This is a genomic window from Alistipes onderdonkii, from assembly GCF_025145285.1.
Taxonomy (GTDB): domain Bacteria; phylum Bacteroidota; class Bacteroidia; order Bacteroidales; family Rikenellaceae; genus Alistipes; species Alistipes onderdonkii.
The window spans coordinates 2,152,225-2,166,770 of sequence record NZ_CP102251.1 but is presented as its reverse complement, the minus strand read 5'-3'; the positions used below and the strand labels follow the sequence as shown (position 1 = coordinate 2,166,770).

The window sequence follows — 14,546 nt, the reverse complement described above, 5'->3', positions numbered from 1 at the left end:
CCGTCTCATTCCCGTCACTCCAATACTGTCCCCCTTACCCTGTTCCTCTCCCGTCATGCCGCCGTTTCCCGTCCCGCCGTTCCCTATCCCGTTCCCGACCCATCTCCGATTCCGTCCCGCTTTTCCCCGTCCTGCACCCGTCCTGCCTCCGATTTCAGCACAGCCTTTTCCCAATCTCCTTACCTTGCCCCGGCCCCGCCCATCTCCTTTCCCTGCCTACCGCCGCTCCTCCTCTCCCACATTTTCCGCCGCAGTCCTTCACCGCTCCCGGCCTATCCTTCGCCCAAGTCTATCCGCACCCCGCCCCGCAATCCTTTTCCCAACCGCGACCAACTGCCCCACCTTTCCCCGCGCCCACAAAAAAAGAACCGCAGGCGCAATGCCTGCGGTTCTTTCGATATATCGGCGGACGGCTGCACCGTCCCTCCGTGCGGGAATTACTCCTCGGCCTTCTCTTCCTTGGCAGCCTTCTTGGCGTTCTTCGCCTCGGCAGCCTCCATGGCGCTCTTCAGCGCGGCCAGACCTGCGATGTCGCCCAGCGTCGTCTTCTCGACCGAAGCGTTGATCTTCTTCACGGTCGACTTCGTAGCATCGGCGGCGGCACGCTTCTCAGCCTTCTCGGCTGCCACTTCGGCACGCTTGGCCTCCTCATACGTACGCAGGTGCGAAAGGGTGATGCGCTTGGTAGCCTTCGAGAACTCGAGCACCTTGAAGTCGAGCTTGTCGCCCACCTTCGGCGTCGTGCCATCCTCTTTGGTGAGCTGGCGTGCGGGGCAGAAGCCCTCCACGTTCTCGCCCAGTGCGACGACTGCGCCCTTGTCGGTCATCTCGGTGATCGTACCCTCGTGGATGCTGTCTACCGAGAACTGGTTCTCGAACTCGTTCCAGGGGTTCTCCTCAAGCTGCTTGTGGCCCAGCGACAGACGGCGGTTCTCCTTGTCGATCTCGAGCACCACGACGTCGATGTCAGCGCCCACCGACGTGAATTCGCCGGGGTGCTTTACCTTCTTCGTCCAGCTCAGGTCGGAAATGTGGATCAGGCCGTCGATACCCTCCTCGATCTCAACGAAGATACCGAAGTTGGTAAAGTTGCGCACCTTGGCCGTGCACTTCGTGCCGACGGGATACTTGGTTTCGATATTTTCCCAGGGATCGGGCGTAAGCTGCTTGATGCCCAGCGACATCTTGCGCTCCTCGCGGTCGAGCGTCAGGATGACGGCCTCGACTTCGTCGCCGACCTTCATGAACTCCTGCGCCGAGCGCAGGTGCTGGCTCCACGACATCTCCGACACGTGGATCAGTCCCTCAACACCGGGGGCGATCTCCACGAATGCGCCGTAGTCGGCCATCACGACCACGCGGCCCTTGACCTTGTCGCCGACCTTGAGGTTCTGGTCGAGCGCCTCCCACGGATGCGGGGTGAGCTGCTTCAGGCCCAGTGCGATACGCTTCTTGGCGTCGTCGAAATCGAGAATAACGACCTGGATCTTCTGGTCGAGCGCCACGATCTCTTCGGGGTGGTTCACGCGGCCCCACGAGAGGTCGGTGATATGGATCAGGCCGTCCACACCGCCCAGGTCGACGAATACGCCGTACGAGGTGATGTTCTTGACGGTACCCTCGAGGATCTGGCCCTTCTCGAGTTTCGACATGATAACCTGCTTCTGCGCTTCGAGTTCGGCCTCGATGAGCGCCTTGTGCGAAACGACCACGTTGCGGAACTCCTGGTTGATTTTCACCACCTTGAACTCCATGGTCTTGTCCACGTATACATCGTAGTCGCGGATGGGCTTCACGTCGATCTGCGAACCGGGCAGGAACGCCTCGATGCCGAATACGTCGACGATCATACCGCCCTTGGTGCGGCACTTGATGTAACCCTTGATGATTTCGTCCTTCTCGAGGGCCTCGTTCACACGATCCCACGATTTGAGCTGACGTGCCTTCTTGTGCGAAAGAACCAGCTGTCCGCCCTTGTCCTCGGCCGACTCGACATAGACCTCGATCTTGTCGCCGACCTTCAGGTCGGGGTTGTAACGGAACTCGGAAACGGGAATGACGCCCTCGCTCTTGTAGCCGATGTTCACGAGAACCTCGCGCTTGGTAATGCCCGTAACGGTACCTTCCACGACCTCGCCGACGTTGACGTTCGAAAGCGTCTTGTCGTAAGCCTCTGCGATCTCCTCCTTGGGATGGTCATAGACTCCCAGGTCGTTTTCATACGCGTTCCAGTCGAAATTCTCGTTCGTGACTACATTTTTCGTTTCTTCCATGATGGAAATTCTTTTTGCGATACAATCGCTCGTTAAATGATTAATAATTAAACTCGTAGCCCCCGCCTACGCGCCTTATGCGCATACGTGAGGGCTACAAAGGTAACGGTTTTTTGCGAATCTGCAAAAAATCAGGCGGTTATTTGCGTCCCGCGGAAGCCTCCGGGCGTCGTCCGCGGCGCCTATTTGCGCACCACCCGCTGCCGCGGGGTGTTGTCGATCTTCAGCGGGCTGTCGTCCCTGAGCCCTTCGAGCAGGATGTCGGCCACCTTCTCGTCGGTGATTTCCCCGCCGGTATATTCCATATCCTTGTAATTCCGGTAGATATAGTCGCTCACGGCGACCTTGTACTTCCGCCCCTCGCGCAGCTTCGGGAACTGCACGTCAAGGGCGTTGTCCGCCGCATCGGTGACGATCACATAGGGCGTGGTCGAAATCAGGTCGATGCGGTGCGCCTCCTTGGCGTTCACCGGGTCGTTGTACTTCGACACGATCATGCGGCGCATCTGGGCGGGCGTCATCTCCATCTCGGCGACCAGCGTTCCGAACGGCTCCAGCCCGTATACCTTCGCCGCGCTCACCCCGCCCGCGGGGATCGAATCGAGGCGCACGCCGCCGATGTGGTAGAAACCGACGTCGGCATCGGCCTCGTCGGCTACCGCCGCAGCCATCCAGTTGGCAAGCCCCCACTTGTCGGCGGCATTGCCGAACCGCCCGACGGGTCTGTTCAGCTCCGGGTCGGCATAGTAAGCCTCGACCTGTTTCTGGTAGAGGATATCCGGCTCGTAATCGGCGAGCGGGACGATCCGGTAATCGACCCCTGCGACCTTATTCCCCTTCATCCGTACGGTCGTCACGCCGATGTTCCGCAGGTCTTTGCCCGTCTGGGTCAGCAGCGTGCCGCCGATCAGCGTATCGACCTCCTCATGCGTATGCCCGCCGATCACCACGTCGTACTGCGACGGGCCACGGCCCAGCAGTTCCGCATCGCGGTCGTCGCCCATATGCGACACGAGCACCAGCACGTCGCACTCCGGCCGCAGCTCCGCGGCATATTCGAGGGCCATCGCCTGCGGGTCGGGAAACTCCAGCCCCGCGAAACTCGATTCATTGCCCGCCGGATGCCCCGGCCCCTCGTAGTTGGTCACCACACCGACGAACCCGATCCGGATCCCGTCCCGGTCGATGACCGTATAGGGCGGCAGCCGGGGAAATGTGCAGGTGTCGCTCACCACGTTGGCGCAGACCACCTCGAAGTCCATGCTGTCGATCATCCGCCCCAGGAACGCCTGCCCGTGGTCGAATTCATGGTTGCCCAGCGTCGCCACGTCATACCCCAGTTCGTTCATCAGGGCGATCATCGGCATACCGGGCGTCGGCGCCATGTCCACATAGGCATTCCCCGTCCAGCGGTCGCCGGCATCGACCAGCACCACCAGTTGGGCCGTATCGCGGCACGCCTCGACGGCCGACGCCAGCCGCGGGAAATTCTGTATCTTTGCGTGCATGTCGTTCGTCGACAGCAATACGAGCGTCCTTTCGCGGGGTGCGCAGGCCGCGGCGAGCGCCGCAACGGCGACCAGCCCCATCCTCAGTATTCCTTTCATAACACAGGTTTTAGTTTGTCAAAGTTATAAATTATTCATATCTTTACATGTTTTCAAGCCTGAAAATCTTATGACAAATATCATCGAAATCATATGCGAAAACCTCGGCGGCACGGTCGAGGTGCCGATGGGCACCCCGCTTTCCGAGGTCGCAAAGCGGGTCGCGCCGGGGCCCTACCCGTTCCTTGCCGCCCTGGTCAACAACCGCATCAAGGAACTGTATTACAAAATATATACCCCGGTGACCGTCCGTTTCGTGGACATCACCTCCTTCGCCGGCATCCGCGTCTACCAGCGCACGTCGTGGTTCATCCTGCAGAAAGCCGCCCGCGACCTCTTTCCGGGCAAGACGCTCCACATCCGCCATTCGATGGGGCAGAACGGCTTTTACTGCGAGATCGAGGGCATCGACGAATTCACGCCCGGGCTGGCCGAGGCACTCGAAGGGCACATGCGCGACCTGGTGGCGCAAGACCTGCCGATCAGCCGCATGAAGATCCTCACGAGCGAAGTCCGCGCCCGCTATGCAGCCCAGGGCCTCACCGACAAGATCGCCCTGCTGGACACCCGCCCGCGGCTTTACAGCGACCTCTATACGCTCGGCGACACCGACGGTTATTTCTACGGCGCGCTGGCGCCCTCGACAGGGTTCGTCGACCTGTTCGGCATCGAACCCTACTACAACGGGTTCTACCTCGCCCTGCCGCTGCGCACGGCGCCCGACCGGCTCAACACCAACGTCGAACAGGAAAAGATGTTCGGCATCTTCCAGGAATACCAGTCCTGGGTGCGGATCATGGGCGTGCCCACCGTGGGCGCCGTCAACTCCAAGGTGCTCGCGGGCGACGCGGGCGGCATGATCAAACTGGCCGAAGCGTTCCACGAACGCAAGTTCGCATGGGTCGCCGACACGATCTACGACGCCAACATCTCGCGCGGCGTACGCATGGTGCTGATCTCGGGCCCCTCGTCGAGCGGCAAGACCACCTCGGCCAAACGGCTGGGCATCCAGCTCGGGGTACTGGGGCTGCAGCCGGTGCTGATCTCGCTCGACGACTATTTCGTCGACCGCGAAAAGACCCCGCGCGACGCCGACGGCGATTACGACTACGAGGCGCTCGAAGCCATCGACCTCGACCTGTTCAACGACCACCTCTGCCGCCTGATGCGCGGCGAAAGCGTCGACATCCCGCGCTACGACTTCATCACGGGTCGCCGCACGTGGCACAACAACCCGCTGACGCTCGACGAGCGTTCGATCCTGATCGTCGAGGGCATCCACGGGCTCAACCCGCGCCTCACCCCGAGCGTCCCCGAAGCGCAGAAATTCCGCATCTACATCTCGTGCTTCACGTCGGTGGCGATGGACAACCTCTCGCGCATCGCCACGACCGACAACCGCCTGCTGCGCCGCCTCACGCGCGACTATACGCAACGCGGCGCAGATGCCGTGGCGACGCTTTCGCGCTGGGGCTCCGTCCGCCGCGGCGAGGAGAAGCACATCTTCCCCTATCAGGAAAACGCCGACGTCATGCTCAACTCGTCGCTTTTCTACGAAATCTCGGTGTTGCGCCCCTATGCTGAAAAGATCCTCCGCGAAGTTCCCGACACGGTACCCGAGTACGACGAGGCGCGGCGCATGCTGAAGTTCCTGAAAAACTTCACCCCCATCCCGCCCGACGAGATCCCGCCCACGTCGATCATCCGGGAATTCATCGGCGGCAGCAGTTTCAAGTACTGACCCCGGAAAGCCCCGCCGGACTCCCCGCCCCGTACCCCGCCGATGCCGGGACACCGCCCGGCAGGATGCGGCGCCGCATGCGGCCTGCGGCGGAAAATATAAGCCCGGCAGGCGCTTGCGGTCTTCGTAAAAATAGTATTTTTGCATGGGAATTACGCGCCGCCCGGCGCATCCGACGACAATAACCAATTGATGATAACTATGTTCGACAAGTTTTCCGAACGCCACATCGGCGTCAGCAACGAAAAAGACCTCAAAGCCATGCTCGAAGTGATCGGCGCAAAGTCGGTCGACGAACTGATCTCGCAGGTCATTCCCCAGTCCATCCGGCTCAAGAAGCCGCTCGCACTGCCGGCCGAAGGGATGAGCGAATACGAATTCGCCGCCCACATCCGCTCGCTGGCCGACCGCAACCGTTGCCTCAGATCGTTCATCGGCATGGGCTACTACCCCTGTGCCGTCCCGGCCGCCATCGTGCGCAACGTCTTCGAGAACCCCGCCTGGTACACCTCCTACACGCCCTACCAGGCCGAGATCTCGCAGGGCCGCCTCGAGGCGCTGCTGAACTTCCAAACCGCCGTGATCTCGCTCACGGGCATGGAGATCGGCAACTGCTCGCTCCTGGACGAGGGCACGGCCGCCGCCGAAGCCATGCTGATGATGTTCGCGCTGCGCTCGCGCGAAGCGGTCAGGGAAGGTCGCAACCAGCTCTTCGTCGACCGCAACATCTTCCCGCAGACGCTCGACGTGCTGCTCACGCGCAGCGAACCGTTCGGCATCGAACTGATCGTCGACGAATACGACGAATACAGCTTCACGGGCAAGGAGTTCGGCGCCATCGTCCAGTACCCGGCCGCCAACGGCGCCGTGCGCGACTATACGGACTTCACGGCCGCGGCACATGCCAAGGGCGTGCTGGTCACGGCTGCCGCCGACCTGCTTTCGCTGGCGCTGCTCAAATCCCCCGGCGAGTGGGGTGCCGACATCGCCGTCGGCTCGACGCAACGCCTGGGCACCCCGATGGGCTTCGGCGGCCCCGGCGCAGGCTACATGGCCACGCGCGAGGCCTACAAGCGCAACATGCCCGGCCGCATCATCGGCGTCTCGGTCGACCGCCTCGGCAACAAGGCGCTGCGCATGGCGCTCCAGATGCGCGAACAGCACATCAAGCGCGAACGCGCCACGTCGAACATTTGCACCGCCTCGGCGCTGATGGCCTCGATGGTAGGCTTCTACTGCGTCTACAACGGCCCCGAGGGGCTGAAACGCGCCGCCGACACGGCCCACCTGGCCGCCGCAACGGTCGCCGACGCACTCCAGGCGATGGATTACAAACTCGCCGCCGCAGACTTCTTCGACACGCTCGAAGTCTCGGCCGAAGCCGCCGTCGTGCAGTCGCTGGCACTCGAAAGCGGCATCAACTTCTACTACCCCACCGAAGGCTCAGTGCGCATGTCGTTCGACGAGGTGACCACCCCCGAAGAGGTCGCCGAGGTAATACGCATCTTCGCCGCCGCCAAAGGCAGGAAAGCCAAGGCCGTAAAGCCCGTCACCGAAAGCCGCGTGCCGGCCGCCCTGCGCCGCCGCACGGCCTACCTCTCGGAGGCGGTCTTCAACACCTACCGCTCGGAAAGCGACCTGATGCGCTACATCAAGAAGCTCGAACTGAGGGACATCTCGCTCGCCAATTCGATGATCTCTTTAGGTTCGTGCACCATGAAGCTCAACGCCGCGGCGCTCATGCAGCCGCTCTCGCTGGCGGGCTTCCAGATGATGCACCCCTTCGCCCCGGCCGACCAGGCCGAAGGTTACATGCAGTTAATCACGGAGTTGGAAAACGACCTGGCGACGATCACGGGCTTCGCGGCCTGCTCCCTGCAACCCAACTCGGGCGCTGCGGGCGAATACGCCGGGCTGATGGTGATCCGCGCCTACCACCAGAGCCGCGGACAGGGCTACCGCAACGTGGTGCTGATCCCGGCCTCGGCCCACGGCACCAACCCCGCGTCGGCCGCCATGGCCGGCATGAAGATCGTCACGGTGGCCTGTGACGACAAGGGCAACATCGACGTCGAAGACCTCAAGGCCAAGGCCGGGGAATACAGTTCGGAGCTGTGCGGGCTGATGGTCACCTACCCCTCGACGCACGGCGTGTTCGAGAGCCGCATCCGCGAGATCGTGGACGCCGTGCACGACGCAGGCGGGCAGGTCTACATGGACGGCGCCAACATGAACGCACAGGTGGGGCTGACCAACCCCGGCTACATCGGCGCCGACGTCTGCCACCTCAACCTGCACAAGACCTTCGCCATGCCCCACGGGGGCGGCGGCCCGGGCGTGGGCCCGATCTGCGTCGCCGAGCACCTCAGGGCATTCCTCCCCTCGCATCCGGTTATGCCGACGGGCGGCGACGAGGGCATCACGGCCGTGGCGTCGGCCCCCTGGGGCTCCGCCATGCTGCTGCCCATAACCTACGGTTATATCAAGATGCTGGGTGGAAACGGGCTGCGCCGCGCCACCGAAATGGCGATCGTCAATGCCAACTACATGTCCTCGGCGCTGGCACCGGAATACCGCACCTATTATTCGGGCGAGACCGGCCGCGTGGGACACGAGATGATCCTCGACCTGACCTCTTTCAAGAAGGACTACAACATCGACTGCGGCGACATCGCCCACCGCCTGATGGACTACGGCTTCCATGCCCCGACGCTCTCGTTCCCCGTGCACGAGACGCTGATGGTCGAACCGACCGAATCGGAACCGAAGGCCGAGATGGATCGCTTCATCGAAGCGCTGGTGAGCATCAAGCGCGAATGCGAAGCCGCCGCGGGGCAGGCCGACAACGTGGTCGCCAACGCGCCGCACACCGCCGTCGAGATCGCCGGCGAATGGACGCATCCCTACACCCGCGCCGAGGCGGCATTCCCGCTCGCATGGGTGCGCGAAGCGAAGTTCTTCCCCTACGTGACCAAGATCGACAACGGCTACGGCGACCGCAACCTCTGCTGCCGCAACTGCGAATAAGAGACAAAACAGGGCGGAGTAAGGTGCTCCGCCCTGCCTGTTTCATACCGGCACAAGCCCCGGAGGGATGGCGTATGTAAACCCGGCATCGTTTTTTCAAAAAAATATTATATCTTTGTTCCATATCGTTTAATCGTCTGCCTATGAATTAAAAGCACGCATCGAGTGCGCACATTTTAGACATATTCGGAAAAAGCGTTTAGCTTGCATCTGGTTCATGAAACTTCGACACTTTCACAAACCACCCAGAGTAAAGCAATAAACGCTCACGTTTCACGGCGTGGGCTTTACTTGTTTATTTGGTGGTTAGGTAGTCGAAGACCTCATGAACCGATAACACAGTTTTGTCCGCGCTTTTTTTATGTACGTACGGAACCGGAAACGAGGACAAATCAACCAAATAAAAAAAAGAAACCCATGAAAAAATTCTTATTTCTCCTGCTGCTGTTCGGTTCGTTCTCGGTATTGGCAGGAAATCCCGCATGCCGCGTTTACGGCAGCAAAAACAATACGGTCGCCACATTGACACGGACAAATGTCACTTCCGACTCGCGCGCCGTTCTCGGCGGACAAGTCCAGCTGACAAAAACAGAGTCCGAGGACATCACGATCATCGTGGAAGTCTGGGACGGAAACCGGGACATAGGACGAACGACAGTAACAATCCCCGCCGGAGCATCATACGCCGGCTTTTCCATGACCCGTGACAATAACGGTATAGAACCCAACAAGACCTACCAACTGGCTATTTCCAGCGCGACCTGTCAATAGAAACCAGCCGAAGTCGATATGAACCTGAAAATTTCGAAGACGGCACGGATCGCCGTCCTGCTGGCGGTGCTGGCCGCACTTATGACGTCGTGCGGAAGCATCTCGGCCTTGTACAGAGACCCCGATTTCCAAAAGGGGTTCCGGGCCGGATGGAACAGCACAGCACCGGAAGAATATCGCTACTGACAGATCCGCATTCGAGGGGGGGGGCTAAGCCTTCCCCTCTTTTCGGCCCCTTTCCCGGAACCCGGTTTCGGGCCCGAAGAGGCGGATTTATCCCTTTTCAGATCCGTTTTCCAGCCTTGCGGCACAATTATTTCATACGATTATTTGGCAACTCGTCCCGAAGTGCGTATCTTTGTCCAATTCTCCGCGAAAGAAGGAATCGCGCTGCAAACGATTATTTATCAACTCATAATATTACAACATGAAAGTAGAACAGAACAAAATGGTCGGCGTGGACTACAAGCTCACCGTCGACGGACAAATCGCAGACCAGTCGCGTCCGGGACAGCCGCTCGAATTCATCTTCGGGACAGGCATGCTGCTTCCCAAATTCGAGGAAGCAATCCTGGGCAAGGAGATCGGCGAGGCCGTCTCGTTCACCCTCGAGCCCAAGGACGGCTACGGCGAGGTGATCGCCGATGCCATCGTAGACCTGCCGAAAAATATATTCATGGTCGACGGCAAACTGGCCGAAGACATCCTCTTCGTGGGTTCGCAGGTGCCGATGAGCGACAACCAGGGCAACCGCATGATGGGTATCGTCAAGGAAGTCGGTGACGAAACCGTGAAGATGGACTTCAACCACCCGATGGCGGGCAAGACGCTCAATTTCGACGTCGAAGTCGTGTCGGTACGCGACGTAACGCCCGAAGACCTGCAGGGCGGCTGTTCATGCGGCGACTGCGGAGACGACTGCGGCGGCGGTTGCGACCACGGAAACGGCCACTGCGACTGCCACTGACGAACACGAAGCGGGACTGGAAAGCCCCGCTTTTTTAAACCCTGATCCTGTACGGCTATGACCCTGACCCAACTTACGACGATGATCGGCAGCGGCACCGTCCACGACCTGTCGGGGCGGAAGGTGGAAAACGTCGATTTCAAAAGCTGCCTGCGGAACGCAACCTCAGGCGAAGCCGGCTCGCGGCTTCGCCTTTGCCGCCGTATCCTGCCCTCCGGCATCCCCGTCCCTATCCCCGGCAACCCCATCCGCAACCAATAACCCGTGTTTACGCTGCGACAATACCTCACGACACTGGCCGACACCCACGGATTGACAAAAACCCTGGGCGGCATGGAGGTATGCCGTGACAGCCGGGGCCGCATGTGTTACACCGTAGGCAACAGCGCCATCGTCTTCCGTGTCCGCCACGAAGGACGCATCCGCTCGCTGCGCTGCTACATGCACCCGCCGCGCCACCTGGCGGAAATTTACGGCGAGCGGCTGCTGCCCCAGGAGCTGTACCTCTACGATTCGCCCCGGAGCGGGGTTTGGGTCGACGTCGTGCTGGGCGACTGGATCGAGGGAACGACGCTCCACGAAGCAGTCGCAGAAGCGGCCGCGGCAGAAGACACAGCACGGCTGCGGCAACTGGCCGCGGCGTTCGACCGCCTGGCCGCAGGGCTTACGTCGGACGACTGGGCGCACGGAGACCTCAAGCCCGAAAATATCGTCGTGGATCCCTCGGGGAGGCTGCACCTGATCGACCTCGATGCCATGTACCTGCCGGCATTCGCCGGAGAGGCGAGCCCCGAACTGGGTACCGCGGCCTTCCAACACCCCGCACGGACGATCCGCGACTTCAATGCCTCGCTCGACGACTATCCCGCGGCGCTGATCTCGACGGCCCTCCATGCGCTGGCGCTCGACCCTGCCCTGTACGTACGCTACCCCGATGCCGACGGGCTGCTCTTCTCGCCGCAGCAGATCCGCACCGACGAGGCGCTCCGCGAGGCCATCGCGCTTTTCGAAGGCGAGGGGCTGGCCGTGCAGTACCGCATCGCGCGGTTGCTGTATGCACCCACGCCCCGTTTGTTCGGGCTGCCGGAGTTGCTGGCATGCGCAGCACGGGCTGGCGGGCCGCCGTCCGGCGGGAACGAAGGCGCAGAGACAACCGGAAATACATGCGGGGACAAAAGCGGCGGCACGGACGGCGTCACAGGCAGGGATCTTGTTCGGAATACAGGGCGCGGCACGGACAAACGCCTGGGCGGGAAGACCGGCGGTGAGTCGTTTGCGGACATGGGCGGCGGCGCACGGAACGACGGCACGGAAACTTTCCCGGAACTGTTCGTCGGGAACGGCCTGTGGGGTTACAGGACACCGGAGCAGATCGTCATACCTCCGCTCTACGACTGCGGGTTCGACTTTACCGAAGGGCTTGCCGCCGTCAGGCTGGGCAAAACCTGGCATTATATCGACACCGAAGGGCATACCCGGATTCGATGCCCGGGGTGCGAAGCCGTAAAGCCCTTCCGCAACGGCCGTGCGGAGGTCATCCGTGACGGCAGGCGGCTGGAAATCGACCGCGCAGGGCGCGAACAGGAATCCGGTTCGGCGGTTTCAGCATGCCGCAGCATATAATTACGGACAAGGCATTTGCATACCATCGCACACGGCCCCGACAGGCATGCGCAGACACACGGCCGCCGGAAGGTTTCGCTGCAGTTCACCCGACCGGGCAAAAATCCATTCCAGATAAAAAAAAATTTTTCATTTTTGCAGAAAAACGAGAATTTCAATTACAATCCGGCATCGCGACCATATCCGGGGCGAACAATCCGTCGATAATCCGCAGTGGAAACCGTTATTTCGTGATTTCGAGGCATTTCAGCGGCAGATACAACCTTACGCGAAAAAACCTATATTTGCCATGAGTTAACCCTTACAAACCATTTGCGTATTTATGAAAAATTTTCCTGTTCTGCTGAAGTTCATCGCAGGATGCGGCCTGCTGGCACTGGCCGCCTGCGACGACAAAGATCCCTCAGGCGGAGATAACCCGCCCCAGACCGAGTTTACAATCACTGCAACTGCAATCACCCCGCGCGGAGCCACGGTATCCGTCTCGCCCAAAAACCAGACAGGAGCCTACTATTTCGACGTCGTTTCCGATAAGGTGCTCCGGGAAAATTACGGCGGGGACTTCGAGGCCTGTTTCAAAAGCGGCCTGCAACAATACATAGACCGCTATGCGGCAACCCTCACGCCCGAAGAGGTGCTGACGGCTATAAGCAGCACCGGCGACGCCTCCTATACCTACCAATGGCTGGGAGACAATACCAAATACTACATCCTGGCGGCAGGCATCACTACTGCGGAACCCGGGACGACGACCGAAGTGGAATACAGCGAATTCGAAACGCTGCCCCTCATCAAAAACGAATTCACGTTTTCGGACATCACCCCGACCGACCTTTCGGTAAAAGCCACGGTCTCATCGGCCGACCCGGAACTGCGGTACGTCACCTATCTGGTCGAAAAAGAGGAGTTCGACGCTACGGGGCTCTCTCCCGAAGCCTATGTCGACAAAACGAACCAGGAACTGATCGCCTATGCCACAGGGCTGGGAGTCACATTAGAAGATGCCATCGAGGCGATGTCGGAAAGCGGCGTCAGCGAATTCAGCCAGAACAAACTCGCCCCGGCAGTAGATTTCCTGCTGATCGCAGCAGGCATCAATTCCGAAGGCTATGTAATTACGGAATGCGCCAGCCGGGAAGTCCGGACGGCCGATCCCCGGAAATCGGACATGACCTTCGAATTCCAGGTCAGCGACCTTTCGCCTACGGGTGCCGTGATCAAATACATCCCTTCCGTAAAAAACGACCGTTACTTCTACGATATCGCCGAGAGCAAAGAGCTCGAAGGACTTACCGACGAGCAGATCATGGCCAAACGAATCGAACTCGCAGGCAGCTATATCGGGTTCTACACCACGTATGACGATTACGAGAACGACATGAGAAGCTACCTCGACCCCGATACGGAATACGTCGCCCTGGCATTCGGATATATCTCTTACATCACGACCGGACTATTCCGTTCGGAACCGTTCAGCACACCCGCATCCCAGTACGGACAGGATTTCGGCGAATGTACATCCGGATATTACGGCGACCGGTACCAGACGGGCAAGGACAACTGGCGTCTGGCGCTCGTCGCCGCCGACAAGTCTTATACGCTCTCGCTCAACTGTCTCGCCGACGCCGTGACGGGCGCCGCCGCCGGCATCCCGGCCGGAGAATACACGTTCTCGGCCGACGGGGCGCAGGGAGCCTTCTCGATCCTGCCCGACGGATCGAACGTCACCAACAAAAGCGACCAAAGCAGCAGTGCCGTAAAATCAGGTAAACTGACCGTCGCCTATGAAGGTTCTGCCTGCATCATCGCGGCCGACATCACCGACAGCGAAGGGAACAACGTCAAAGGCAGCTTCCGGGGCAGCGTCGCCGCAACCGACTATGCAGCCTATCCTGCCATCGGGCAGATCGTCTCGGCACAGGTCTCCTTCTACGGCGGGGGCAACTGGTTCATCAACCTCTATGATTATCCGCTGGAGGGCAGCAGCAGTTACCGGCTTACGTTCGATCTTTATGTTTCGACCGAGACATCTCCCTCGGCCGCAGGCGGACTGCCCGAAGGAACTTATGATGTGGTCGCGACAGGACTGGGCATCCGCAGCAACAAGGACACCAAGGTGGAATTCGCCAGCAAGCAGCTATGCACCATAGAAAGCGGGCAGATGACCGTCGCGCGCAACGGGGACGAATATACGATCTCGTTCAAGGGTTCATGCCCGCTGACGGACATCGACATCAGCTACACCGGGGCACTGAAAGTCAACGACCTGACCAGATCGGCACCCGCAAAAAATGCCGGTGAAGGCATTGGGGCGAAAATGCCCGGAACCGGCAGTCCCATGACGAAGAAACAGTCCGCGACGGCATCCCGCGAAGAGCTCTGCAAACCCCGCACGCGGATACCGGACAACGGCGTCGGCCTGCGGCATTTCGACCTCTGACCCATAAAAAATCAAAAAAAATCCGGCTGCTTTCCCAGGCAGCCGGATTTTTCATCGGGAGGCTCCGGGGAAGGGCGCGCATCGCCCGGCATGCGAA

10 protein-coding genes are annotated in these 14,546 nt (G+C 60.3%); 8 read left to right on the top strand and 2 right to left on the bottom strand.

What is annotated here, in order from left to right:
• Positions 1–437: 437 nt before the first annotated feature.
• Positions 438–2,273, bottom strand: coding sequence for a 30S ribosomal protein S1 (gene rpsA, locus NQ559_RS08825; RefSeq protein WP_018696096.1), 1,836 nt, complete (start codon positions 2,271–2,273; stop codon positions 438–440).
• A gap of 182 nt (positions 2,274–2,455) precedes the next feature.
• Entirely contained in the window at positions 2,456–3,880 is a 1,425-nt protein-coding gene (locus NQ559_RS08820) for a bifunctional metallophosphatase/5'-nucleotidase (RefSeq protein WP_018696097.1), read from the bottom strand.
• A 70-nt stretch (positions 3,881–3,950) separates the two neighbouring features.
• Between NQ559_RS08820 and NQ559_RS08815 the strand changes: the two genes are divergently transcribed.
• The 8 genes from NQ559_RS08815 (at position 3,951) to NQ559_RS08780 (ending at position 14,449) form a co-directional block, all read left to right on the top strand.
• Positions 3,951–5,621, top strand: coding sequence for a nucleoside kinase (locus NQ559_RS08815; RefSeq protein WP_018696098.1), 1,671 nt, complete (start codon positions 3,951–3,953; stop codon positions 5,619–5,621).
• A gap of 201 nt (positions 5,622–5,822) precedes the next feature.
• Positions 5,823–8,648: an aminomethyl-transferring glycine dehydrogenase gene (gcvP, locus tag NQ559_RS08810; RefSeq protein WP_018696099.1), complete on the top strand. Its 2,826-nt coding sequence runs from the start codon at positions 5,823–5,825 to the stop codon at positions 8,646–8,648.
• Between the two features lie 417 nt (positions 8,649–9,065).
• A complete protein-coding gene (locus tag NQ559_RS08805) occupies positions 9,066–9,419 on the top strand; it encodes a hypothetical protein (protein WP_018696100.1) in 354 nt (117 codons plus the stop codon).
• Positions 9,420–9,437: 18 nt separating this feature from the next.
• Positions 9,438–9,605, top strand: coding sequence for a hypothetical protein (locus tag NQ559_RS08800; RefSeq protein WP_018696101.1), 168 nt, complete (start codon positions 9,438–9,440; stop codon positions 9,603–9,605).
• A gap of 241 nt (positions 9,606–9,846) precedes the next feature.
• A complete protein-coding gene (locus NQ559_RS08795; RefSeq protein ID WP_018696102.1) occupies positions 9,847–10,386 on the top strand; it encodes an FKBP-type peptidyl-prolyl cis-trans isomerase in 540 nt (179 codons plus the stop codon).
• 57 nt (positions 10,387–10,443) lie between these two features.
• On the top strand, positions 10,444–10,647 hold the full coding sequence (locus NQ559_RS08790; RefSeq protein ID WP_018696103.1) for a hypothetical protein: 204 nt from the start codon (positions 10,444–10,446) through the stop codon (positions 10,645–10,647).
• 3 nt (positions 10,648–10,650) lie between these two features.
• Complete coding sequence (locus NQ559_RS08785) at positions 10,651–12,009, top strand: WG repeat-containing protein (RefSeq protein ID WP_026318405.1); 1,359 nt, start codon at positions 10,651–10,653, stop codon at positions 12,007–12,009.
• Positions 12,010–12,331: 322 nt separating this feature from the next.
• Positions 12,332–14,449, top strand: a complete 2,118-nt coding sequence (locus tag NQ559_RS08780; RefSeq protein ID WP_018696105.1) for a hypothetical protein — start codon at positions 12,332–12,334, stop codon at positions 14,447–14,449.
• Positions 14,450–14,546 lie beyond the last annotated feature (97 nt).